The 23027-nt window shown below is 62.9% G+C and carries 22 protein-coding genes and 1 other RNA gene; 6 read left to right on the top strand and 17 right to left on the bottom strand.

Annotation, left to right across the window (positions count from 1 at the left end):
* Positions 1 to 2: 2 nt before the first annotated feature.
* The 9 genes from rpsA to gyrA form a co-directional block, all read right to left on the bottom strand.
* Entirely contained in the window at positions 3 to 1727 is a 1725-nt protein-coding gene (gene rpsA, locus B059_RS0102030; protein WP_018076572.1) for a 30S ribosomal protein S1, read from the bottom strand.
* 96 nt (positions 1728 to 1823) lie between these two features.
* On the bottom strand, positions 1824 to 2480 hold the full coding sequence (gene cmk / locus B059_RS0102025) for a (d)CMP kinase (protein ID WP_038058013.1): 657 nt from the start codon (positions 2478 to 2480) through the stop codon (positions 1824 to 1826).
* Between the two features lie 8 nt (positions 2481 to 2488).
* A complete protein-coding gene (gene aroA / locus B059_RS0102020; protein WP_018076570.1) occupies positions 2489 to 3778 on the bottom strand; it encodes a 3-phosphoshikimate 1-carboxyvinyltransferase in 1290 nt (429 codons plus the stop codon).
* The gene (locus B059_RS0102015; protein ID WP_018076569.1) at positions 3778 to 4644 is read right to left on the bottom strand and encodes a prephenate dehydrogenase; all 867 of its coding nucleotides are present in this window, start codon (positions 4642 to 4644) and stop codon (positions 3778 to 3780) included. The genes aroA and B059_RS0102015 overlap by 1 nt, the downstream gene beginning before the upstream one ends.
* Positions 4641 to 5735: a histidinol-phosphate transaminase gene (hisC, locus tag B059_RS0102010; RefSeq protein WP_018076568.1), complete on the bottom strand. Its 1095-nt coding sequence runs from the start codon at positions 5733 to 5735 to the stop codon at positions 4641 to 4643. The genes B059_RS0102015 and hisC overlap by 4 nt, the downstream gene beginning before the upstream one ends.
* Positions 5732 to 6799: a prephenate dehydratase gene (gene pheA / locus B059_RS0102005; RefSeq protein ID WP_026177243.1), complete on the bottom strand. Its 1068-nt coding sequence runs from the start codon at positions 6797 to 6799 to the stop codon at positions 5732 to 5734. Before pheA ends, hisC begins: the two co-directional genes overlap by 4 nt.
* A 4-nt stretch (positions 6800 to 6803) precedes the next feature.
* Positions 6804 to 7982 carry a phosphoglycerate dehydrogenase gene (locus tag B059_RS0102000; RefSeq protein WP_018076566.1) on the bottom strand — a complete coding sequence of 393 codons (1179 nt, stop codon included), beginning with the start codon at positions 7980 to 7982 and terminating at the stop codon, positions 6804 to 6806.
* A complete protein-coding gene (gene serC / locus B059_RS0101995; protein ID WP_018076565.1) occupies positions 7975 to 9054 on the bottom strand; it encodes a 3-phosphoserine/phosphohydroxythreonine transaminase in 1080 nt (359 codons plus the stop codon). The genes B059_RS0102000 and serC overlap by 8 nt, the downstream gene beginning before the upstream one ends.
* 3 nt (positions 9055 to 9057) lie before the next feature.
* Entirely contained in the window at positions 9058 to 11616 is a 2559-nt protein-coding gene (gyrA, locus tag B059_RS0101990) for a DNA gyrase subunit A (RefSeq protein ID WP_018076564.1), read from the bottom strand.
* A gap of 126 nt (positions 11617 to 11742) precedes the next feature.
* Between gyrA and B059_RS0101985 the strand changes: the two genes are divergently transcribed.
* The 5 genes from B059_RS0101985 to ssrA all read left to right on the top strand — a co-directional run bounded on the left by B059_RS0101985 (position 11743) and on the right by ssrA (position 15265).
* Positions 11743 to 13062, top strand: coding sequence for a TRZ/ATZ family hydrolase (locus B059_RS0101985; protein ID WP_018076563.1), 1320 nt, complete (start codon positions 11743 to 11745; stop codon positions 13060 to 13062).
* A 2-nt stretch (positions 13063 to 13064) separates the two neighbouring features.
* Entirely contained in the window at positions 13065 to 13763 is a 699-nt protein-coding gene (gene ubiG / locus B059_RS0101980) for a bifunctional 2-polyprenyl-6-hydroxyphenol methylase/3-demethylubiquinol 3-O-methyltransferase UbiG (protein ID WP_018076562.1), read from the top strand.
* Positions 13764 to 13767: 4 nt separating this feature from the next.
* A complete protein-coding gene (locus B059_RS0101975) occupies positions 13768 to 14430 on the top strand; it encodes an HAD-IA family hydrolase (protein ID WP_018076561.1) in 663 nt (220 codons plus the stop codon).
* Between the two features lie 2 nt (positions 14431 to 14432).
* Positions 14433 to 14816: a SirB2 family protein gene (locus tag B059_RS0101970; RefSeq protein ID WP_157273579.1), complete on the top strand. Its 384-nt coding sequence runs from the start codon at positions 14433 to 14435 to the stop codon at positions 14814 to 14816.
* 82 nt (positions 14817 to 14898) lie between these two features.
* Positions 14899 to 15265: a transfer-messenger RNA gene (gene ssrA / locus B059_RS20190) on the top strand.
* 363 nt (positions 15266 to 15628) lie between these two features.
* On the opposite strand, the gene B059_RS0101965 is transcribed toward ssrA, so the two are convergent.
* Positions 15629 to 16489: a DMT family transporter gene (locus tag B059_RS0101965; RefSeq protein WP_018076559.1), complete on the bottom strand. Its 861-nt coding sequence runs from the start codon at positions 16487 to 16489 to the stop codon at positions 15629 to 15631.
* A gap of 269 nt (positions 16490 to 16758) precedes the next feature.
* Positions 16759 to 18015, bottom strand: a complete 1257-nt coding sequence (gene chrA, locus B059_RS0101960; protein WP_462724064.1) for a chromate efflux transporter — start codon at positions 18013 to 18015, stop codon at positions 16759 to 16761.
* Positions 18016 to 18287: 272 nt separating this feature from the next.
* Between chrA and B059_RS0101950 the strand changes: the two genes are divergently transcribed.
* Positions 18288 to 18662 carry a GlsB/YeaQ/YmgE family stress response membrane protein gene (locus tag B059_RS0101950; RefSeq protein WP_211206868.1) on the top strand — a complete coding sequence of 125 codons (375 nt, stop codon included), beginning with the start codon at positions 18288 to 18290 and terminating at the stop codon, positions 18660 to 18662.
* Between the two features lie 249 nt (positions 18663 to 18911).
* Here the strand turns inward: B059_RS0101950 and B059_RS0101945 are convergent, their stop codons facing one another.
* The 6 genes from B059_RS0101945 to B059_RS20695 all read right to left on the bottom strand — a co-directional run bounded on the left by B059_RS0101945 (position 18912) and on the right by B059_RS20695 (position 22863).
* The gene (locus B059_RS0101945) at positions 18912 to 20375 is read right to left on the bottom strand and encodes a catalase (protein WP_018076555.1); all 1464 of its coding nucleotides are present in this window, start codon (positions 20373 to 20375) and stop codon (positions 18912 to 18914) included.
* Between the two features lie 203 nt (positions 20376 to 20578).
* Positions 20579 to 20893, bottom strand: a complete 315-nt coding sequence (locus B059_RS0101940; RefSeq protein WP_018076554.1) for a BON domain-containing protein — start codon at positions 20891 to 20893, stop codon at positions 20579 to 20581.
* Between the two features lie 93 nt (positions 20894 to 20986).
* The gene (locus B059_RS0101935) at positions 20987 to 21559 is read right to left on the bottom strand and encodes an RHS repeat domain-containing protein (protein ID WP_018076553.1); all 573 of its coding nucleotides are present in this window, start codon (positions 21557 to 21559) and stop codon (positions 20987 to 20989) included.
* 127 nt (positions 21560 to 21686) lie between these two features.
* Complete coding sequence (locus B059_RS20700) at positions 21687 to 21974, bottom strand: hypothetical protein (RefSeq protein WP_157273578.1); 288 nt, start codon at positions 21972 to 21974, stop codon at positions 21687 to 21689.
* The gene (locus B059_RS20185) at positions 21974 to 22468 is read right to left on the bottom strand and encodes an RHS repeat domain-containing protein (protein WP_081601568.1); all 495 of its coding nucleotides are present in this window, start codon (positions 22466 to 22468) and stop codon (positions 21974 to 21976) included. The genes B059_RS20700 and B059_RS20185 overlap by 1 nt, the downstream gene beginning before the upstream one ends.
* A 26-nt stretch (positions 22469 to 22494) precedes the next feature.
* Positions 22495 to 22863 (bottom strand): hypothetical protein, encoded by a 369-nt coding sequence (locus tag B059_RS20695; protein WP_157273577.1) that lies wholly within the window; start codon positions 22861 to 22863, stop codon positions 22495 to 22497.
* Positions 22864 to 23027 lie beyond the last annotated feature (164 nt).

Here is a 23027-nt window from a genome sequence, read left to right as displayed (position 1 = left end):
GATTACTGCTCGGCGTTCTTGTTGTCGAGCTTGGCCTTGAGCAGCGCGCCGAGGTTGGTCGAACCGCTGGCGGCCGCTGCGGATTCGGCGGCGAATTTCTTCATCGCGGAATCCTGCTCGGTCATGTCCTTGGCCTTGATCGACAGGTTGATCACGCGGTTCTTGCGATCGACGTTGATGATCATGGCTTCGATCTCGTCGCCTTCCTTGTAGTGGCTACGCATGTCCTCGACACGGTCGCGCGAGACTTCGGATGCGCGCAGGTAGCCTTCCATGTCGCTGTCCAGCTGCACGGTGGCGCCCTTGGGCTCGACGGTCTTGATGGTGCCCTTGACGATGCTGCCCTTGTCGTGGCCGGTCGCGTAGCTGGTCAGCGGATCGCCTTCGAGCTGCTTGATGCCGAGCGAGATGCGCTCGCGCTCAAGGTCGATGCCGAGCACCACGGCTTCGACGTCCTGGCCCTTGCGGAAATTGCGCACGGCCTCTTCGCCGGGTGTGCTCCACGACAGGTCGGACAGGTGGACCAGGCCGTCGATGCCGCCGGGCAGGCCGATGAACACGCCGAAGTCGGTGATCGACTTGATCGCGCCGCTGACCTTGTCGCCCTTCTTGTGGTTCATCGAGAAGTCTTCCCACGGGTTGGACTTGCACTGCTTCATGCCGAGCGAGATGCGGCGCTTGTCTTCGTCGATGTCGAGCACCATGACTTCGACTTCGTCGCCCAGTTGGACGATCTTGGAGGGGCTGACGTTCTTGTTGGTCCAGTCCATTTCGGAGACGTGCACCAAGCCTTCGATGCCTTCCTCGATCTCGACGAACGCGCCGTAGTCGGTCAGGTTGGCAACCTTGCCGAACATGCGGGTGCCCTGCGGGTAGCGGCGAGCGATGCCGACCCACGGATCGTCACCGAGCTGCTTGATGCCGAGCGACACGCGGTTCTTCTCGGTGTCATAGCGCAGGATCTTGGCTTCGAGTTCCTGGCCGACGTGCACCACTTCGGACGGGTGCTTGACACGGCGCCAGGCCATGTCGGTGATATGCAGCAGGCCATCGATGCCGCCCAGGTCGACGAACGCGCCGTAGTCGGTGATGTTCTTGACCACACCCTTGACGATGGAGCCTTCCTTCAGGTTCTCCATCATTGCTTCGCGGTCGGCACCCATGGTCTCTTCCAGCACGGCACGGCGCGACACCACCACGTTGTTGCGCTTGCGGTCGAGCTTGATGACCTTGAATTCCATTTCCTTGTATTCGAAGGGCGTGGTGTCCTTGACCGGACGCATGTCCACCAGCGAACCCGGCAGGAAGGCGCGCAGGCCGCCCACCAGCACCGTCAGGCCGCCCTTGACCTTGCCCTGCACCATGCCGGTGACGATACGGCCTTCGTTCATCGCGGCTTCCAGATCCAGCCACGCGGCCAGCTTCTTGGCGCGCTCGCGCGACAGCTTGGTCGCACCAAAACCGTCTTCGATCGACTCGATGGCGACCGACACGAAATCGCCGATCTTGGCTTCGATCTCGCCCTGGTCGTTCTTGAACTCTTCGAGGGGAATCAGGCTCTCGGATTTGAGGCCGGCATTCACCGTCACGAAATTGTGGTCGATATCGATGATTTCAGCGGTGATGACTTCGCCCTGGCGCATTTCCTGATGCGAGAGGGACTCCTCGAACAGGGCGGCAAAGCTTTCCATGGAAGCGGGGGCGGAAGAAGCGGTAGCAGTAGACATTAAAAAACCTTCATTTCCGTCGGCAAGGACGGGGTTGGTTGCACATCGTCGGCCAGCGGGCGCGGACCGACACGAATCGAAATCAAGCTTGATGCATTACCTGCCGCGGTAGTGGCTCAGCACCGCCTGCACCGCCGACTCGACATCCATCCGGGTCGTGTCGAGCAATAGCGCATCCGGCGCGGGTTTCAGCGGTGCAACGGCGCGACCGGTATCGCGCGCGTCGCGGGCCTGCATATCCGCAACAAGGGCCGGTAGACTAGCAGAGTTCCCCTTTTCGATCAACTGCTTATGTCGCCGCTCGGCACGCGCCTCGGCGCTGGCGGTGAGGAAGATCTTGGCCGTCGCATCGGCGAATACCACCGTCCCCATGTCGCGGCCGTCAGCCACCAGGCCAGGCGTCTGGCGGTAGGCACGCTGGCGGTCGAGCAGCGCCGCGCGCACCGCTGGCAGCGCCGCCACTTTCGATGCGCCGTCGCCCACCGCCTCGGCACGGATCGCGTCGGTCACGTCCTCTCCCGCCAGCCACACCGAGCCGTCGCGGAATGCCGCCGGCAGCGTGGCCGCCAGTTCCGCCACGCGGGCCGCATCGTCCAGCGCCACGCCGTGACGCATCGCCGACAGCGCGGTCAGCCGGTACAGCGCGCCGCTGTCGAGGAAATGAAAACCGAGTGCAGCGGCGACCCGCTCCGCCACGGTGCCTTTGCCCGACGCCGACGGGCCGTCGATGGTGATGACGGGGATGGGGGGCATGGGCGGCGTCACTGGGCAATCCCGGCAAAAACCCTGAAATACTCCGGGAAGGTCTTGTTCACGCACGCCGGGTCGTTGATGCGCACCGGCACGCCGCCGAGCGTCACCAGCGACAGGCACATCGCCATGCGGTGGTCGTCGTAGGTATCGATGACGGCGTTGGGAGTCAGGTGTTCCGGCGGCACGATGCGGATGTAATCCGCGCCTTCCTCCACCGTCGCGCCGACTTTGCGCAGTTCGGCCGCCATCGCCGCGATGCGGTCGGTTTCCTTGACCCGCCAGCTGGCGATGTTGGTCAGCGTGGTCGTGCCGTCGGCGAACAGCGCCGCCACCGCCAGCGTCATCGCGGCGTCAGGGATGTGGTTGCAGTCGAGGTCGACCGCCTTGAGCCGGCCCGATCTGGGTGCGCGCGCCTCGATCCAGTTCGGCCCCATTTCGATCCCCGCACCCATCAACGCCAGCGCGTCGGCAAAGCGCACATCGCCCTGCACGCTGTCGCGGCCGACGCCCTCCACCCGCACCGGGCCGCCGCCAATGGCGCCCGCGGCGAGGAAATAAGACGCCGACGAGGCATCGCCTTCGACCCAGATTTCGCCGGGACTCCGGTAGCGTGCCGCTGCCGGCACGCCGAAGCGCTGCCAGCCGTCGCGCGCGATCTCCACTCCGAAGCGGCGCAGTATCGCCAGCGTGATGCCGATGTAGGGTTTGGAAATCAGCTCGCCCACGACCTCGATCGTGGTGTCGCGCTGGCGCAGCGGCAACGCCATCATCAGACCGGTGAGGAACTGGCTCGACACGTTGCCGCGCACCTCGGTGACATCGCCGGCAATCTCTGCGGGATGGATTTTCAGCGGGGGGAAGCCTTCCACGCCGAGATAGTCGATGTGCGCCCCCAGCCGCCGCAAGGCGTCGACCAGGTCGCCGATCGGCCGCTCGTGCATCCGCGCCACACCCTTCAATACATACTCGCCGCCCGACAAGGCGCACGCGGCGGTCAGCGAGCGGAACGCGGTTCCGGCATTGCCCAGAAACAGTTCGGCCCGCTTGAGCGGGAACGCGCCGCCGACGCCGGTAATCTCGTAATCGTCGGAATCACTCACCCGTGCCACACCGACACCCAGCGCGCGCAGGGCGTCGAGCATGACCCGGGTATCGTCGGAATCGAGCAGCGCACGCACGATCGTCGTGCCTTGCGCCAGCGCCGCCAGCAGCAGCACGCGGTTGGAAATGCTTTTGGAGCCCGGCAGGCGCACTGTGCCGCGCGCCTCGCCGCTTGCGGGTAAATCGAGAAAATCCATCAAGAATCCTGAGTCTTAATCCAGTTTTCGCGGGCATTGCGGGCGCGCGAAAACATCTTCAACAATGCATCAGCATCTCCCGCATCGACTGCCTGGCGCAGTGCTTGCAGCGATGCGAGGTAGGCATCCAGTTCGGCCAGCAGCGCCTCCCGGTTCGCCAGCGCGATATCGCGCCACATCTCCGGGCTGCTGCCGGCGATGCGGGTGAAGTCGCGGAAGCCGCTGGCGGCAAAGCGGAAGCAGGTGTCGCCGTCGGCGCGCTGCGCCAGCTCGTCCACCAGCGCGAACGCTGCCAGGTGCGGCAGGTGGCTCACCGCTGCGAACACGCGGTCATGCTGCGCGGCCTCCAGCGTTTCGACCTGCGCCCCGGCGGCCTCCCACAGCAGGCGCACGGTAGCAACCGCATCGGCACGCGTGTCGGCCTGCGGCGTCAGCACCACGCGCTTGCCCCGATAGAGATCGGCGCGCGCGGCGCCGGGACCGCACTGTTCGGAGCCCGCAATGGGATGGCCCGGCACGAAATCGGCAAAGCGTGGACCCAGGGCGACACGCGCCGCCGCGACGACGTTGAGCTTGGTGCTGCCGGCATCGGTGACGACGGCACCCTCCTTCAGGTGCGGCGCGAGTTGCCTGAGCATCGCCTCCGTCTCTCCCACCGGCAACGCCAACAGGATGCAGTCGGCCTGCCCGGCTTCCGTCCAGCCGGCGGCGCGGTCGATCAGACCGCCTGCAAGCGCGGCTTCCAGGGTCGCCGGATTGCGCCCCACCCCCAGCACCTCGCGCACTGCACCGGCCTGTTTCAATGCCGCTGCAAACGATCCACCGATCAGGCCGACGCCGACGACGGCAAGCTTTTCGACGATCACAGGCACGCTCTCAGGGCATCGAGGAAACGGGCATTCTGCGCGGCAAGCCCGACCGACACGCGCAGGAATTCGGGCAGGCCGTAATTGTCGACCGGCCGCACGATCACGCCGCGTTTCAGTAGCTCGGCGTTGATCCGCGCGGCAGCGCCGACCTTGGCCAGCAGGAAATTGCCTTTCGACGGCACGGTTTCGACACCCATTTCGGCCAGCCCTGCCACCAGTTGCGCCATACCGGCGGTGTTCAACGCATAGCTGCGCTCCAGAAACGCCGCATCGCCGAGCGCCGCTTCAGCTGCGGCGAGTGCAGGCGCGTTGACGTTGAAGGGATGGCGCACCCGGTTCAGCAGATCGATCACGCCGGCGCTGCCCAGGCCGTAGCCGACGCGCAGTCCGGCCAGGCCGTACGCCTTGGAAAAGGTGCGGCTGATCAACAGATTGGGAAAGCGCGCCAGCCAGGCCGCGGTGTCGCAGCGCTCGGCCGGCGGCAGGTATTCGCCGTAGGCCTCATCCAGCACCACCAGCACCTGCGGCGGCACGGTTTCGAGGAATGCCTCGATCTGCGCCCACGGCAGGAAGGTGCCGGTCGGATTGTTGGGGTTGGCGATCCACAGCACCCGCGTGTCGTCGCGGATCGCCGCGCGCATGGCATCGAGATCGTGGCCGTAATCCCTGGCCGCCACCTCGATGCCTGCCGCCCCCGCGGTCAGCGTGGCGATGGGATAAACGGCGAACGCATGCTGCGCATACACCGCCGATGCAGCCGGGCCGAGAAACGCACGCGCGGCCATGTCCAGCACATCGTTCGAGCCGTTGCCCAGCACGATCTGATTCGCCGCGACCCTCAGCTTCGCCGATAGCCCCGCCTTCAGCGCAAAGCCGGCACCGTCGGGGTACAAGGCCATGTCGTGCAGCGCATCCTGCGCCGCAACCAGTGCGGCAGGGCTGGGGCCGAGCGGATTTTCGTTCGACGCCAGCTTGACGATGTCGGCCTCGTCCAGCCCCAGTTCACGCGCAAGTTCGGAGATGGGTTTGCCGGGGCGATAAGGGGCGATGGCGCGAATGTGGGCGGGAGCGAGATCGCAACAATTCATGACTGTGCAGCGGGGTAGGAACCGAGAATCTTGAGGAAGGCGGCACGCGACTCGATTTCGGCGAGCGTGGCGGCGAGCCTGGCATCCTGCCGATGGCCTTCGCAGACGATAAAGAAGAGATATTCCCAGTTGGCCAAACGCGCCGGGCGCGATTCGAGCTTGCTCATGGAAACCCCGGCGTCCGCCAGCGGCTGCAGCAATTTGACGATGGCGCCGGGCTGGTTGTGCACGCCGACGACGAGCGAGGTCTTGTCGCGACCGGACGGCGCGGCATCGGCTGGCGCAAGAACGAGAAAACGGGTGGTATTGCCGGCCTCGTCCTCGATCCGCGCCTCGACGATGGCGAGGCCATACAGCTCCGCGGCCGCATCGCTGCCAAGCGTGGCGGCTGCGGGTTCTGCAGCGGCACGGCGCGCGCCTTCGCTGTTGCTGACGACGCTCACCCGCTCGGCCCGGGGCAGGTGCCGGTTGAGCCAGTTCTGGCACTGTGCAAGCGACTGGGCATGGCCATAGACGCGCTCGATGCCTTCCAGGCCTGCGCTTTTGCGCATCAGGTTCTGGTGAATCGGCAGCATGATCTCGCCGCAGATCCTGAGCGGGCTGGCGACGATCAGATCGAGCGTGCGCGAAATCGCACCCTCGGTGGAATTTTCCACTGGCACCACGGCAAAATCGGCACGTCCGGTTTCGACGGCGCGGAAACAGGCGTCGATATCGGCTTCGGCAACCGCCTCGACGGCATGCCCGAAGTGCTTGTAGGCGGCCGCCTGGCTGAAGGTGCCGGCCGGGCCCAGGTAGGCCACGCGGATATTCTGTTCCAGCGCCCGGCAGGCCGACATGACTTCACGGATCAGGCGCTCGACGGTGTCGCCGTCGAGCGGCCCCGGGTTGGTTTCGCGCAGGCGGCGCACGATCTGGGCTTCACGCTCGGGACGATAGATCTTTTCGCCGTTCTTGGCACGGCCGACAGCTTGCGCAAGGCGTGCACGTTCGGAAACCAGCTGCAGCAAGCTGTCGTCAATGCCGTCGATGCGCGCGCGCAGCGCCTTCAGTTCCTCATCCATCGGGTCAGGCTGCGGGCAGATAATGCACCGCAAGCACGCCGGCAATCCCGGCCAGCTGGCGCATCACGGCATCGCTCACCGCGCTGTCGACATCGGTCAGGGTATAGGCCATGTCGCCCCTGGATTTGTTGACCATGTTGTGGATATTGAGTCCGGCGGCGGCCAGCACCGACGAAATCTGTCCCACCATGTTGGGTACGTTGGCATTGGCGATCGCGATGCGATACGCCGATTCGCGCGTCAGTTTGACATTGGGAAAGTTGACCGCATTGCGGATATTGCCGTTTTCCAGGTAGTCGGTAAGCTGCTCCGCCACCATCACGGCACAGTTTTCTTCGGCCTCGGAGGTACTGGCGCCCAGATGCGGCAGCGCGACGACCCGGGCATGGCCCTTCAGCGCATTCGCCGGGAAGTCGCAGATGTAGGCATGCAGCTTGCCGGCATCGAGTGACTCGATCACGGCGGCGTTGTCGACCACGCCCTCGCGCGCAAAGTTGAGCAGCACCGCGCCGCTGCGCATGACGCCGATACGCTGGGCATCGATGAGGTTGCGCGTGGTATCCAGCAGCGGCACGTGCAGGGTGACGAAGTCGGCTTGGCGCAGCACTTCTTCCACGCTCTCGGCGCGCCTGACCTGCGACGGCAGGCGCCAGGCAGCGTCCACCGTGATCGCAGGATCGAAGCCGACCACGTTCATGCCGAGCTTGATCGCGGCTTCGGCGATATAGGAGCCGATCGCACCAAGACCGATGATGCCGAGCGTGCGGCCCGGCAGTTCCATGCCGCCGAACTGCTTCTTGCCGGCCTCGGTCGCCTTGTGCATTTCCTCGTCGCTGCCGGCCAGGCCTTCGACGAACTTCAGCGCCGGCACCAGATTGCGCGCGCCCATCAACATACCGGCGATCACCAGTTCCTTCACCGCATTGGCGTTAGCGCCCGGCGCATTGAACACCGGCACTCCGCGTTCCGACAGCTTTTTCACCGGGATGTTGTTAGTGCCGGCACCGGCGCGGCCGATCGCCTGCACCGAGGCGGGAATCTCCATCTCGTGCATGTTGGCCGAACGCACCAGGATGCCGTCCGGGTCGGCAATGTCGCCGCCGACGATGTAATGCTCGGGCAACCGCGCCAATCCGCGCGCGGAAATGGCGTTGAGGGTGAGCACCTTGCGCGCATCAGCCATGGCTTTTCTCGAATTCGCGCATGCAGTCGACCAGCGCGCGCACCCCCTCGAGCGGCATCGCGTTGTAGATCGAGGCGCGCATGCCGCCCACCGAGCGGTGTCCCTTCAATTGCAAGAGACCACGCTCCTTGGCGAGCTTGAGGAAGGCCTCGTCGAGCGCGGCGTCCTTCAAGGTGAAGGGGATATTCATCAGCGAGCGGTTTTCCTTCGCCACCGGCGAGGCATAGAAGTCGGTCGCGTCGAGGGTGTCGTACAGCAGGCCGGCCTTCTCGCGATTGGTCTTTTCCATCGCGGCGAGACCGCCGCGCGCCTTCAGCCACTTGAACACCAGCCCTGCGGTGTACATGGCGAAGGTGGCCGGCGTGTTGTACATCGAGTCGTTGTCGGCGTGGATCTTGTAGTCGAACATGGTCGGCGTGCCTTTCACCGTCTCGCCGATCAGGTCGTCGCGTACGATGACGATGGTCAGCCCGGCCGGGCCGATGTTCTTCTGCGCGCCGGCGTAGATCACGCCGAACTTCGATACGTCGATCGGGCGCGACAGGATGGTCGACGACATGTCCGCCACCAGCGGTACGCTGCCGGTCTCCGGCGTCCAGAAGATTTCCACCCCGCCGATGGTTTCGTTCGGTGTGTAGTGCACGTAGGCCGCATTAGGGTCGAGCTTCCACTGATCCTGCGCCGGCGCATAGCTGAAGTTCCTGTCTTCGCTCGTCGCCACCACGTTTACCGCACCGTATTTCTTCGCTTCCTTGATCGCTTTCTTCGACCACTCGCCAGTGTTGAGATAATCGGCGGAGACTTTGCCGCGCAGGAGATTCATCGGCACCATGGCGAACTGCGAGGAGGCGCCGCCCTGCAGGAACAGCACCTTGTAGTTGGCGGGGATTCCCATCAACTCGCGCAGGTCGGCTTCCGCCTCGGCAGCGATGCCCATGAATTCCTTGCCGCGATGGCTCATTTCCATCACCGACATGCCGGAGCCGTGCCAGTCGACCAGTTCGGCCTGCACCTGCTGCAATACGTCCCTGGGCAGCACGGCCGGGCCGGCGCTGAAGTTGTAGATCGTCATACCTTAGTCCCCCAATTCCTCTTCGTTGTCGGTTTCAGCCACTTTTTCCAGGCTGATCAAAGTCTCGCCCTTGTCCAGGTTGATCAGCGTGACGCCCTGCGTCGCGCGGCTCATGGCGCGGATTTCCCTGACCCGGGTACGGATCAGCACGCCGCCGGTGGTGATCAGCATGATTTCGTCGTCTTCCTTCACCAGCGTGGCGGCCACCACGCGGCCGTTGCGCTCGCTGGTCTGGATCGCGATCATGCCTTGCGTCGCGCGTGCATGGCGGGTGTATTCGGCGATCGACGTGCGCTTGCCGTAGCCGTTCTCGGTCGCGGTCAGCACGAAATCGTTTTCATCTTCCGCCACCAGCAACGAAATCAGCTTCTTGCCCTTGGCGAGTTTCATGCCGATCACGCCGCGCGCGGTGCGGCCCATCGGGCGCACGTCATTTTCGTCGAAGCGCACCGCCTTGCCGCCGTCGGAGAACAGCATCACGTCGTGGCGGCCGTCGGTGATCGAGGCGCCGATGAGGAAGTCGCCGTCGTCCAGCCCCACCGCGATGATGCCTGCGGTGCGCGGACGCGAGAAGTCGGACAAAGGGGTTTTCTTGACGATACCGTTGCTGGTGGCCATGAACACGTAGTGCTCGTCGTCGAAGGTCTTGACCGGCAAGAGAGCGTTGATCTTTTCGCCGTCTTCCAGCGGCAGCAGGTTGACGATGGGCTTGCCGCGCGCGTTGCGCCCGCCCTGCGGCACATTGTAGACCTTGAGCCAGTAAAGCCGGCCGCGGTTGGAGAAGCAGAGGATATAGTCGTGGGTGTTGGCGATGAACATCTTCTCGATGAAGTCTTCGTCCTTGGTGCCCGCCGCCTGCTTGCCGCGCCCGCCGCGCTTCTGCGCGCGGTAGTCGTCGATCGGCTGCGACTTCATGTAGCCGCCGTGCGACAGCGTCACCACCATCTCCTCCGGCTTGATCAGGTCTTCCATCGACATGTCTTGCGCGTTCTCGACGATGGCCGAGCGGCGCGCATCGCCGAACTGGTCGCGGACCTGGGTCAGTTCATCGCGGATGATCTGGGTGATGCGCGACGGGTTGGCGAGGATGTCGAGCAGGTCGGCGATCTTCGCCATGATCTCCTTGTACTCGCCGATGATCTTGTCGGATTCCAGATTGGTCAGGCGCTGCAGCTGCATTTCCAGGATGCGCTGCGCCTGAACCTCGGACAGGTGGTAGCCGTCGGCATGCAGGCCGAACTCGGGGCCGACATTCGCCGGGCGCGAGAACTCGGGATCGATGCGCGCCAGCATCTCCTCGACCATCGCCGACTTCCAGGCGCGGCGGAGCAGGCGCTCTTTCGCGATAACCGGCGTTTCCGATGACTTGATCAATTCGACGATCTCGTCGACGTTGGCCAGCGCCACCGCCAGGCCTTCGAGGATGTGGCCGCGTTCGCGCGCCTTCCTTAGATCGAACACGGTGCGGCGGGTGACGACTTCGCGGCGGTGGCGCAGGAAGGCGTCGAGCATTTCCCTCAGGTTCAAGAGGCGCGGCTGGCCGTCGATCAGCGCCACCATGTTCATGCCGAAGGTGTCCTGCATCTGCGTCTGCTTGTACAGATTGTTCAGGATGACGTCGGCGTTCTCGCCGCGCTTCAGCTCGATGTAGACGCGCATGCCGGACTTGTCTGACTCGTCCCTGAGGTCGGCGATGCCGTCGATCTGTTTTTCGCGCACCAACTCGCCGATCTTGATCAGCAGGTTGGCCTTGTTCACCTGGTACGGCAGCTCGTCGATGATGATCGCCTGCTTGCCGCCGCTCTTGTCGAGATCCTCGACGTGGCAGGTGGCGCGCATCACCACGCGGCCGCGGCCGGTGCGGTAGCCGTCGCGCACGCCGGAGAGACCATAGATGATGCCGGCGGTCGGGAAGTCCGGCGCCTTGACGATGGCGATCAGCGACTCGATGTCGATCTCGGGATCGTCCAGCAGCGCAAACAGCGCCGTACAGATATCGGTGAGGTTGTGCGGCGGGATGTTGGTCGCCATGCCCACCGCGATGCCGGACGAGCCGTTGATCAGCAGGTTGGGGATCTTGGTCGGCAGCACCAGCGGCTCGTGCTCGGAGCCGTCATAGTTGGGGCCGAAGTCGACGGTTTCCTTGTCAAGATCGGCCAGCAGTTCGTGCGCGATCTTCGCCATGCGCACTTCGGTGTAACGCATCGCCGCCGCGTTGTCGCCGTCGACCGAGCCGAAGTTGCCCTGGCCGTCGATCAGCGGATAGCGCAGCGAGAAATCCTGCGCCATCCGCACCATGGTGTCATACACCGCGGTGTCGCCGTGCGGGTGGTACTTACCGATGACGTCGCCGACCACGCGAGCCGACTTCTTGTAGGCCTTGTTCCAGTCGTTGCCGAGCTCGTTCATTGCGTACAGCACGCGGCGATGCACCGGTTTCAGGCCGTCGCGCACGTCCGGCAGCGCGCGTCCGACGATCACGCTCATGGCGTAATCGAGGTAGGAGCGCCGCATCTCCTCTTCGAGGCTGACCGGGAGGGTTTCCTTGGCAAACTGTTCCATAACCGGCTTTTATTTATTCAGGCTTTAAAGCCCGCGATTTTAGCATGGCCGCCCGCCCCGCCCGCCTTTGCCAAACGGTCTCCGCCTTTGCCAATCCAATCCTAAACGGTGAGAATGCGGGCCACCATGCAAGCCTCTGCCGACTTCCTTCTCCTGCCGCAATGGGTGGTGCCCGTCGAAACTGCGGGCGCCTTCACCGACCACGCCGTCGTGGTGCAGGACGGCCGCATTCTCGACGTACTGCCCGCCGATGCCGCGCAAGTCCGCTACGACGCCCGCCAGACGATCGCCCTGCCCGGCCGCGCGCTGATTCCGGGCTTCGTCAATCTGCATGGCCACGCCGCGATGTCGCTCATGCGCGGCTTTGCCGACGACCTGCCGCTGATGGCCTGGCTTAACGGACACATCTGGCCAGCCGAAAAAAAGCACGTATCCGAGGCCTTCGTGCGCGACGGCACCCTGCTCGCCGCCGCCGAAATGCTGGCCGGCGGCGTCACCTGCTGCAACGACATGTATTTCTTCCCGCAAGCCGCGGGCGAAGCCTTTCTGCAGGCGGGGATGCGCGCCACCCTGGGAATGTTCGTACTGGAACGCCCCAGCGCCTATGCCGCCGATGCCGACGATTACCTGGCCAAGGGTCTCGCCCTGCGCGACGAACTGAAGGAAGAGCCACTGGTCTCCTTCGCCTTTGCGCCGCACGCGCCCTACACCATCGCGGACGCCACCTTCGACCGCATCAACACCCTGGCCGCACAGCTCGGCCTGCCCATCCACACCCATATCCACGAAACCGCTGACGAAATCCGCGACAGCGTGAATCAGTATGGCGTGCGCCCGCTGGAGCGGCTGGCGCGGCTCGGCCTGCTGGGGCCGAATTTCATCGGCGTCCATGCCGTGCATGTCAGCGACGCCGAGATCGACCTGCTGGCGCAACACGGCTGCCACGTGGCGCATTGCCCCACCTCGAACCTGAAACTGGCCTCCGGCATCGCGCCGCTGGCCAGGCTCGCCGCGGCAGGCATCAATCTCGGCCTCGGCACCGATAGCGCCGCCAGCAACAACCGTCTCGATCTGTTCGCCGAGATGCGCCTGGCTGCCCTGCTGGCCAAGGGCACCAGCGATAATGCTGCCGCCCTGCCCGCCGCCGCCGCACTGAAAATGGCGACGCTCGACGCCGCCCGCGCGCTCAACCTGGACGACCGCATCGGCAGCATCGCCCCCGGCAAACGCGCCGACCTGGTCGCGGTCGACCTGCATGCCGTGTCCAGCCAGCCGGTATTTGACCCGGTCTCGCACCTGGTTTACGTTGCCGGGCGCGAACACGTCACCCACGTCTGGGTCGACGGCAAGCTGAAACTGAATGATCGTCGCCTGGTCGATCTCGACACCGAGGACCTGGCCGCCCGCGCCGGCTACTGGCGCAGCAAACTCACCGCCCGAGGTTAACCATGAGCAACGTCGACGCTGCCGAAATCGCCAAATTCTCCGAACTTGCCCACCGCTGGTGGGATCCGAATTCCGAGTTCAGGCCGCTGCACGAAATCAATCCGCTGCGCCTGAAATGGATCGACGGGCTGGCGCCGCTGAATGGAAAGAAAATACTCGACGTCGGCTGCGGCGGCGGCATCCTGTCCGAGGCGATGGCCGGCGCCGGCGCCGTCGTCAGCGGAATCGACCTGTCGGAAAAAGCGCTCAAGGTCGCCAGGCTGCACCTCCACGAATCCGGTAAAAGCGTCGATTACCAGCTGGTATCGGCCGAGGATTTCGCCGCGCAGCACGCCGGCGAATTCGACGTCGTCACCTGCATGGAAATGCTCGAGCACGTGCCTGATCCGGCTTCGGTGGTCACCGCCTGCGCCAGGCTGGTCAAGCCCGGCGGCTGGGTATTTTTCTCGACTCTCAACCGCAACGCCAAGAGCTACCTGTTCGCCGTCGTCGGCGCCGAATACATCCTCAAGCTGCTGCCACGCGGCACCCACGACTACGCTAAATTCATCCAGCCCGCCGAGCTCGCCCGTATGGCGCGCGAATCCGGCCTCGACACCGAGGAACTGATCGGCATGACCTACAACCCGCTGACCAAGGTCTACAAGCTGGAGGCCGACACCGGCGTCAACTACCTGCTGGCCACCCGCCGTGGAGTGTGAAGCCGTGAAGCTTGAGAACATCCGCGCCGTGCTGTTCGACCTCGACGGCACCCTGATCGACACCGCGCCCGACCTCGGCTACGCCCTCAACCTGCAGCGCGAACGCCACGGTCTGCCGCCGCTGGCCGACGCGGTCATCCGCCCACAGGCCTCGCACGGCGCGCGTGGCCTCCTGGGCGCCGGCTTCGACCTGCATCCCGACGACCCGCGTTTTGCGCGCATGCGCGAGGAGTTCCTGCAGCTGTACGCCGACAACATCTGCCGCCATTCGCGGCCCTTCCCCGGTATCCTCGATCTGCTGGCCGAACTCGAAGCGCGCCAGCTGAAATGGGGTGTCGTCACCAACAAACCAGCGCGCTTCACCGAGCCCCTGATGTCGGTGCTCGACCTCGCCGAGCGCGCCACCTGCATCGTATCCGGCGACACCTGCCCGCAGTCCAAGCCGCATCCGGCGCCGATGCTCGCCGCCGCCGAACTGTGCGGCGCCTCCCCCGCACAGTGCCTGTACCTGGGCGATGCCGAACGTGACATCCAGGCCGCGCGCGCCGCCGCCATGCCCGCGCTGGTCGCCGCCTGGGGCTACCTCGACGCGACCGACCAGCCGCACACCTGGGGGGCGCAGGCGCAAATCCACCACCCGGCCGACACCCTCGACTTTCTTGGATGAACATGACTTACCTCATCCTCAAGAACCTGCACCTCACCACCATCGTCATCACCCTGACCTTGTTCGTGTTACGCGGCGCCTGGATGATGGCAGAATCACCCCGGATTCATGCCCGCTGGGTACGCATCGTTCCGCATGTCAACGACAGCCTGTTGCTCGCCAGCGGCATCGGACTCGCCGTGCTGATCCAGCAATATCCGCTGGTGCACGGCTGGCTCACCGCCAAGTTTTTTGCGCTGATCCTCTACATCGTGCTCGGCACCATTGCCATCAAGCGCGGCAGAACCCGGAGCCAGCGCATTGGCGCCTGGATTGCGGCCCTGCTCGTGTTCGGTTATATCGTGGCGGTTGCGCTCACGCATGACCCCTTCCCCTTCCTGCACTAGTCCGGCGCAGTTTTATTTCCGTTGCCGGAACTTTCCTGTAGATCCGCCCTCCATGCAGTACACTTGTATGTAGCTGCATACAGGGACCGACCTGGCTTCGACGTGGGTTGCAAAGCAGAGTAGGGCATACCGAGGGTCAGAGCACCTCGTAAATCCAACTGAAAAACTTTAGTCGCAAACGACGAAAACTACGCCCTGGCCGCTTAAGGTCCAGGACTCACACTAGCCTGTTCATGGGCTGGGCCGGGTCAAACCGGCAGTGAGTTAATTCACATGAAATCGTGCTCATCCGGGTCGCTTGGGTGGGTGCTAAATCCAAGGCGACTCGGCAAAATCCAGCCTGTTCGGCGGGCGTGATCAAGCCTAAAGCTTAAAAACACCGGACTAAGTATGTAGAACTGCCTGTAGAGAGCTTGCGGACGCGGGTTCGATTCCCGCCGGTTCCACCAATAATGAAAACCCAACCGTTCTCGGTTGGGTTTTTTCTTGCCTGAACGCGCGGGTTTCCGCGTGTTCGTGCGGATTCCTGCGAAAGTCTGCGGACTTCGTCGGTGGCCTTCCGCCCCTTTCCTGATTACCTTTCGCCCTCCTCGCCATTCTTCTCTCCCGCTCGCTCTACGCGAATGGCCCGAAATCCGCAAAGGGCTGGACTGGCCCACATGAAAACCAACAGGTTACAGCGCCGGATGTCACGGCTCCGCCACCGGCGTCATGAGGACCTTGTCATGAAGCCCCACGATATTTCCGCTTCGCCAGTCGATACAGCGTAGGAAGATCCGACTAAGTCGATTCCGTCGGGTCGGGCCGATGGCTTACAGGGGTTTTTTCTCGCTCGCGATGGGCGCTGCACGCCAGGCGACGTAGATGCCGACGAGGACCGCGCTCATGCCGACGAGCTGGATAGAGGTCAGCGATTCGTCGAGGAACAGCCACGCGAACACGGCGGCGGCGACCGGCGCGGTGAGCAGCGCGACCGAAGAAAAACTCGTCGGCAGGTGGGCCAGACCCCAGACGATCAAGCCCTGGCCAAGACCCTGAGAGATGACGCCGAGCGCGATCATCAGCCCCCAGCCGCGCGGCGTCTGAGGGATCAGTGAGTCGCCGCTGGCCAGCGTGACCAGCACCAGTATCGGTACTGCGATCAGACAGGTCCACAGGTTGATCTCGGTACTCGAGAACCGCCCGCGCAACCGGCTCGCACCGATAATATAGCCGGCGTAGAGGATGCCCGCGAACACACCCAGGCCATCGCCAATCAGGTGCTCGGTACCGATATCGAGGCTTTGCCAGGCCACCAGCACCCCGCCGACGAGGGCAATCGCCACGCCAAACCCGAAATTCCGGGTGACACGGGTGCCGAACAGCAGCCAGCCGCCGAGCACGACATAAATGGGTTGTGCGTTGACAAACAGCATTGAGTTGGCCGCCGCCGTACGCTCGATAGAGGCGTGCAACGAAACCAGATCAGTGGCGAACAGCAAGCCACAGAGCAACAGCAGCGGGACATGTTTCCCGGAGGGTGGCCGTACCCCGGTCTTGGGCCTCGACAACCAGAACCAGAACGCGAATACCGGCAACGCCCAGATCATACGGTGGGCTGCCGATGCGACCGAAGTCAGCTCGCTCAGCCGGACGAAAACCGGATTGGTTGCCACCGCCACGGCGCCCAGCACGACGGCTAGCGGTGCGAATCGAGTAAGGTCTATGAGAGTGCTCCCCAGCCGGGTAGAAACAGGCCATCACCTGGCCCGCGTGCTTGGGGTGATCATATCATCCGGCAAGATGCCGCACGTCAGCGCGGTGTGTCCTTTGCGAAGATCGTCGAATTACGCATCGACGATGTCCTGCCCCCCTCGATGATCATTGGGCGGTGGGGCGACCGGATACCGGTCAATGGCCCTTGATCAAGCCGTCGCCAGATCTTTGCCAGCCATATCCGACCTCACGGAAGCCCATTCAACAACCCGCCCGCGACACCGCTGCCCACCACGACCAGCCACGGCGGCAGCTTCCAGAACATCAGGGCGACCAGCGCGACCAGCGCCAGTCCGAAGTCTTGCGGCGCATGTATTGCGCTCGTCCATACAGGTTGATACAGGGCTGCCAGCAGCAGGCCCACCACGGCCGCATTGATACCCGACAACGCAGCTTGCGCACGGACATTGCGGCGCAAGCGCTCCCAAAACGGCAGGGCACCCGCGACCAGCAGGAAAGAGGGTGCGAAGATCGCCAACAGGCAGATCATGCCCCCCAGCCAGCCGGAAGGCATTTCGTTCATCGAAGCGCCAAGAAACGCCGCAAAGGTGAACAAGGGGCCAGGAACGGCCTGCGCCGCACCGTAGCCCGCCAGGAAAAACTCGTTATCGACCCAGCCGGGGGGTACGACCTCGGCTTGCAGCAGTGGCAACACGACATGCCCTCCGCCAAATACCAGCGATCCGGCTCGGTAGAAAGCATCGACCATGGCCAGTGTCTGGCCCGGAAACAGTGCGGTCAGAAGCGGCAGCCCCATCAGCAGGGCAAAAAACAGCGCCAGCCAAAGCAGGCCGACACGACGCCTCATCACAATGGGCAATGGGTCATGGGCTGCTGCCCCCTGCTGAGGTTTGAACAGCAAGAGGCCGATGACCGCAGCAATCACGATGACGCCCACCTGCCCCCATGCGGACGGCATCAGAAGAACGAAGCAGGCCGCCGCCGCCATGATGGTGACGCGCGGGACATCCGGGCAAAGAGTGCGGGCCATCCCCCATACCGCCTGCGCGACCACCGCCACGGCCACTACTTTCAAACCGTGCAGCACGCCAGCCGGGATGACATCCCCGTAACTGACCATACCCTGTGCAAACAGAATCAGGGCTATCGCGGACGGCAGAGTAAAGCCCGCCCATGCGGCCAGTGCGCCGGCGTAGCCGGATCGGGACAGCCCGAGCGCGATTCCAACCTGGCTGCTGGCCGGTCCCGGCAAGAACTGGCAAAGGGCGACCAGGTCTGCATAGCTGCGCTCGGTCAACCACTGCCGCCGCGTCACGAACTCATCGCGGAAATAGCCCAGGTGGGCAACCGGGCCACCGAAGGAGGTTAGGCCCAATCGGAGAAAAACCAGAAAGACAGCCCACGGGCTGCGGTCAGCTTTTGCGGTATTGGTCATGTGTTCAGGTTTGAGTCTGTCCGATGCTTTGGGGTGAACGTGCTTCATTCACAACGAAAGGTTTCGCTTCTCTAACTGGATGGTAAATCGGGAGGGTGCGGCTTTCCAGCCCCGACTCGCCCAGCCCACCGTCTATTTGTCTACTATCCTGCATTCATCGCCAGAAACGATGCGCTCCGGTCACAGACATTCTCGCCCCGGCGATCCTTGGCGGATTCAAGAAGCAATCGCAGGCCGCTGGTATCGAGGGATTCGGTGGGCTGCTCGGCGGCGGCTGTGATGTTCAGCCTGCGGACAACGGGGTCCGGGGACCCGCCGCGATGCCCGGCCTGAACAGCGATGGCCATCCGTTCGACAACCAGGCGGATGGCCGGCAAGACCATGCGCTGACCCAGCGGCATGCGCGCACTCGAAGTTTCAATCATCAAGGGAGGAACAACATGGGCTTGATCATTACATTGATTATTGGCGGCGTCGTTGGCTGGCTGGCGAGCATCGCCATGAAGACCAACGCCCAGATGGGCTGGATCGCCAATGTGGCGGTCGGCGTGGTGGGCTCGATGCTCGGCTACGGGATCGCCGGACTGCTGGGTTTCACCGCCGTGGGCGGCATCGCACGCTTCATCGTCGCGTTCGGCGGCGCCGTGCTGCTGATCTTCATCCTGAGCAGGCTCGGTATTTTCCGGAAATCGTAGCAGCGGGCCTGACGCCCGGATCTGGGTGCCAGGCGCCGTTAAGGAGAAAGAGGCCCCATCAACCTCGACCCGCTCCCTCGATTCCCGAACACCTGGGTCAGGGCGACCCGGATCGCCACGGCAGCGGAATCAACGAATAAACAGGGCCCCCATTTATTACCCGGAATCGATGCGGGTGCGGTGGCAGCGGGCCTCCGCACCCGCACATGCCGAGGCCAGGACTAAGCCTTCGCCCATGCCCTCTGCGGGTTAGCCGCCACTCCCCGCCCTGACCTTCTGCTCGATCCTGGCGCCGACATCCGGGTCGATGGACTTCCAGTAGTCGAAGGCACGTTCGAGGACCGGTGAACGGACCCCACCGAGCAGGCTGCCGGCCACCTGGTCGATCAGCGCCGTGCGCTGGGCGTCGTTGAATACCTTGCGGACCAGGGTCCCGGGCTGGGTGAAGTCGTCGTCTTCGGCACGCAGGGTGTAGGCGCTGCGGACCATTTCGCCGTCCGTTTCCCAGCCGTCCGCGACGGGGCCGGTTTCATCCGCCCACGGCCGGCCACCGCTGTTGGGCGCGTAGGTGGGCGCGTTGCCGCTGTGAGTGTAGGTCATCTGGCCGTCGAACTGGTAGGTATTCACCGGCACCTTGGGCTGGTTGACCGGAAGCTGGTTGAAGTTGGTCCCGATGCGGTTGCGCTGGGCGTCGTTGTAGGCGAAGGCCCGGCCCAGCAGCATCTTGTCCGGCGACAATCCGATACCCGGTACCGTGTTCCCCGGCGAGAAGGCGGCCTGCTCGATCTGGGCGAAGAAATTCTCCGGGTTGCGATTCAGGGTCATTGTGCCGACGCGGATCAGCGGATAGTCCCGGTGCGACCAGGTCTTGGTCAGGTCGAAGGGATTGATCCGGTAGGTCTTCGCGTCGGCATACGGCATGATCTGGACCGAAAGTATCCACTGTGGATGTTCGCCCCGGGCGATCGCCTCGAACAGGTCGCGACGGTGGAAGTCGGCGTCGGTACCCGCCATGGTGGCGGCCTCGGCGTTGGTGAAGAACGCCATGCTCTGCTGGGTGTGGAAATGGTATTTCACCCAGAACCGCTCGCCCTTGGCGTTCACCCACATGTAGGTATGCGAGCCGTAGCCGTTCATGTGCCGCCAGGTGCGCGGCAGCCCGCGCTCGCCCATCAGGTAGGTCACCTGGTGCGCGGTCTCCGGGTTGCTGGTCCAGAAGTCCCACTGCATGTGGTTGTCACGCAGGCCGGAGTCGGCAAGCCGTTTCTGGCTGCGGATGAAGTGCGGAAACTTCATCGGATCGCGCACGAAGAACACCGGCGTGTTGTTGCCCACGAGGTCGTAATTGCCTTCGCTCGTGTAGAACTTCAGCGAAAAACCACGCACGTCGCGCCAGGTGTCCGGGCTGCCCGCCTCGCCGGCCACGGTGGAGAAACGCGCCAGCATCTCGGTCGAGGTGCCCTGCTGGAACAGCGCCGCCCGGGTATAGGCCGAGACGTCATCGGTTGTCTCGAACACGCCGAACGCGCCCGAGCCCTTGGCATGGGGTTGACGCTCGGGGACTTTCTCCCGGTTGAAGTGCGCCATCTGCTCGAGGAAATGCACGTCGTGCAGGAGAATGGGGCCGTCAGGGCCGACCGTCAGGGAATTACGGTCGCTCGGCGCCGGTGCGCCAGTGCTCATCGTCGAGCCGGTGGTCTTGGAATTTGCCATAGTCGGTGTTCCTCGCTGTAAACAAACTTCAGGCCCCAGCCAGCGATTATCGTGCTTCGAAGGCCGGGGGCCACCTTGGGATACTCCCCCCTTATTCCCGGCTCGTCTACCGTCATGGTGTAGCGGCGACATCAGTCTGGCCGGACTGACCGGGTTCAGAATCGGAATATGGCGGTCAACTCCAGGAACCGGACCGGCTGACATCACTTGATCTGCATGTCGTCCTTGACGGAGGTGACGCCCTTGACGCCGCGTGCCAGCTCGACTGCCCTGTTCGCCGCGGCCCGCGAACTGACGAAGCCGCTTAGTTGAACCTCGCCCTTGAAGGTTTTGACTTTGATCTCCAGTACCTTCGTCATGGGGTCTTCGAGTATGGCTGCCTTCACTTTGGTGGTGATGACGGCATCGTCGATATACTCGCCGGTTCCCTGCTGTGTGCGCGTCGATGCACATCCAGCAACGGATCCCAGCGTCACGGCCAGAAAAACTACGGCAAGATACTTGTTGAGTTGTTTCATGATGGCACCCCAAGGGTAGGATGGAAGAGTCGCTGCGTTTGGGAGGTAAAGCCAACGGCACGGACGCGGTAAAGGCTTGTCGAATACCGCACCTCATTCATTAGTAGTACAAAAATCGAGCAAGCCAATGCGCGCGATTGCCGAAATCCTGTTGCTCACCGACGCACTGCGCGAGCTGATCGTCATGGTGCCGGCGCTGCGGGTCTCGCTCTGGCGGTTACCGCTCTGGTCGTAGGTCCAGGCAAGGCTGCCGAAGCTGTTGCCGGCGCTGTCGCTGGCGCTGGTTAGGCGGCCGGTGCTGTCGTAAGTGTAGCTGAGCAGGGTGTTGGGTTTGTATTGCTCGACGCCGCCGTCGGCGTTCAGCGTCTGGATGAGACGGTCGAGGGCGTCGTAGCCGTGGCTGGTGACGTCGGCGACGTCGGTGCGGGCGCCGTCCACCTGCTTCATATTGCCCTGGGCGTCGTACTGGTAGGTGACGGTCTGGTTGGCGGCGCCGATGTCCTGCCACAGGCGGCCCAAGGCATCGAAGGTGCGGCTGTGGGCGTAGTAGACGTAGGTGTTGTCGGGGCGGGTGATGGCTTCATGGTTGCGGTTGCCCATGGCGTCGAGGGTGTAGGTGAGGCGGCTGCCAGCCTGGTCGACAATGGCGGTGAGCGGCGTAAACATGCTCAGAGACGAGGGGGATTGTGTTCATTTTTTTATTGTGAGCCCGGCCCGTTTGATTCCTTTATCACTAACTATTTCGTTTGAGTAAGGCCAAGAGAACAATTGCGGTTAATGTCGGGAGCACCGCTTACACTACGTCAACGAGCTCAAAATAAGACAGTGGCGATAAACCATTATTCGCCCCTACGGCAAACAGCAGCGCAAGCGGCAGCCCCACAGTCAAAACAGCAACAAGCAAGCCCACAGCCATAATTGATAGCGATTCAACAAAACGCCTCGCCGCCACTATGGCAATAGCCGCTGCCACTGCATTCAACCACGGTGAAGCCGCTATCTGCGATAACACAACTAGAGCAGCAATAAACACGACAACCACAATCGAATATCCTGATAATGTACGCATCTTTTTGTTCATTAGCGTCCCCTAAACGCGCAGGCTGCCCGCTTCGCATTGCATTCAGCCAGCTTTCCTGGATTGTCGATCGCGTTGGCAAAACAGTCGCGGAAATCAACGTCACAGCAGAGTTGGCGTGTGCCCGCCGAGACATTACATGCAAGGTCAACACAAGTTTTGCACGGCTTTTTCAACAGATCAAAATCCTGACAAATATCGTAGCGTGCAGGCTGGCCCGATTCACGGGGCGGCTTTCCATCAGGGCGCGGCTGCGGGCTTGGTCTTAGACCGCTGGGTGTCGGATCGTATGGCGGATTTACACAATCCTGGCCATTGCAAATAGTGGGTGGCGCAAGTCCAAAAGGATCGGTATAGGTCAGCGGATCGGCGTTCGCGTATAAGTACCCGTTGAGCCCGCCGCGCAACCCAATCAAGTCGAATTCCAGGTACCTGCCCGTCCCCGGATCGTAATCCCTGAAGTAGTTGTATTGTGATTCCCTTTGATTGCCTTTGATTCAGCCACCAAGCGGATTGCGCTTCGTTAATCCGCCCGTTTTATTATTTTTGTGAGGAATCGACCGCCAAGTCCAGAAAGAACCAGGGGAATCGCCAAGACGAATTGTATAGCCATGCCAATTGGCCAAAGATTTGCTTCATAAGGAGAGAACCAAACGTCCAACACGCTTTGTGTCGCCAGCATCATCGGCCCTACTAGCCAAGCGGCAGATGGGAAGAAAAAGCCAAGCAATCCCGCGCAAAGAATCATAACGGGATACCATACCGGAAAAAAAGATGTGTCTCCCTGACTACCACCAAGTGGCGCCGCACCCCCCAAAATGTGCCATATGCCTAAAGCAATAAAAAAAAAAGCAATTGCTAGTGCGAATAGCGTCCCAATAGGTTTATTCATGAGATGAGCCCTCACTTCTTACACTTATCGCTATCACAGTCATGTTTTTCAAGATTTTCGATGACGCATTTTTCTGCCTCAGCATTGCATTGCTGACATGCAAAGCCGTAACCCAGTAAATTGCTAATCCATGATGATGCATTGCAGTGGTATTTGGTGTAGCA

Source organism: Thiobacillus denitrificans DSM 12475 (assembly GCF_000376425.1).
Classification (GTDB): domain Bacteria; phylum Pseudomonadota; class Gammaproteobacteria; order Burkholderiales; family Thiobacillaceae; genus Thiobacillus; species Thiobacillus denitrificans.
This window is presented reverse-complemented; position numbering and strand designations above follow the sequence as displayed.

Bases quoted from the DNA above. Each gene is read 5' to 3' on its own strand.
- rpsA (WP_018076572.1), bottom strand. From the start codon at position 1,727: ATGTCTACTGCTACCGCTTCTTCCGCCCCCGCTTCCATGGAAAGCTTT.
- cmk (WP_038058013.1), bottom strand. From the start codon at position 2,480: ATGCCCCCCATCCCCGTCATCACCATCGACGGCCCGTCGGCGTCGGGC.
- aroA (WP_018076570.1), bottom strand. From the start codon at position 3,778: ATGGATTTTCTCGATTTACCCGCAAGCGGCGAGGCGCGCGGCACAGTG.
- hisC (WP_018076568.1), bottom strand. From the start codon at position 5,735: ATGAATTGTTGCGATCTCGCTCCCGCCCACATTCGCGCCATCGCCCCT.
- pheA (WP_026177243.1), bottom strand. From the start codon at position 6,799: ATGGATGAGGAACTGAAGGCGCTGCGCGCGCGCATCGACGGCATTGAC.
- B059_RS0102000 (WP_018076566.1), bottom strand. From the start codon at position 7,982: ATGGCTGATGCGCGCAAGGTGCTCACCCTCAACGCCATTTCCGCGCGC.
- serC (WP_018076565.1), bottom strand. From the start codon at position 9,054: ATGACGATCTACAACTTCAGCGCCGGCCCGGCCGTGCTGCCCAGGGAC.
- gyrA (WP_018076564.1), bottom strand. From the start codon at position 11,616: ATGGAACAGTTTGCCAAGGAAACCCTCCCGGTCAGCCTCGAAGAGGAG.
- B059_RS0101985 (WP_018076563.1), top strand. From the start codon at position 11,743: ATGCAAGCCTCTGCCGACTTCCTTCTCCTGCCGCAATGGGTGGTGCCC.
- ubiG (WP_018076562.1), top strand. From the start codon at position 13,065: ATGAGCAACGTCGACGCTGCCGAAATCGCCAAATTCTCCGAACTTGCC.
- B059_RS0101970 (WP_157273579.1), top strand. From the start codon at position 14,433: ATGACTTACCTCATCCTCAAGAACCTGCACCTCACCACCATCGTCATC.
- chrA (WP_462724064.1), bottom strand. From the start codon at position 18,015: ATGAAGCACGTTCACCCCAAAGCATCGGACAGACTCAAACCTGAACAC.
- B059_RS0101950 (WP_211206868.1), top strand. From the start codon at position 18,288: ATGCCCGGCCTGAACAGCGATGGCCATCCGTTCGACAACCAGGCGGAT.
- B059_RS0101945 (WP_018076555.1), bottom strand. From the start codon at position 20,375: ATGGCAAATTCCAAGACCACCGGCTCGACGATGAGCACTGGCGCACCG.
- B059_RS0101940 (WP_018076554.1), bottom strand. From the start codon at position 20,893: ATGAAACAACTCAACAAGTATCTTGCCGTAGTTTTTCTGGCCGTGACG.
- B059_RS0101935 (WP_018076553.1), bottom strand. From the start codon at position 21,559: ATGTTTACGCCGCTCACCGCCATTGTCGACCAGGCTGGCAGCCGCCTC.
- B059_RS20700 (WP_157273578.1), bottom strand. From the start codon at position 21,974: ATGAACAAAAAGATGCGTACATTATCAGGATATTCGATTGTGGTTGTC.
- B059_RS20695 (WP_157273577.1), bottom strand. From the start codon at position 22,863: ATGAATAAACCTATTGGGACGCTATTCGCACTAGCAATTGCTTTTTTT.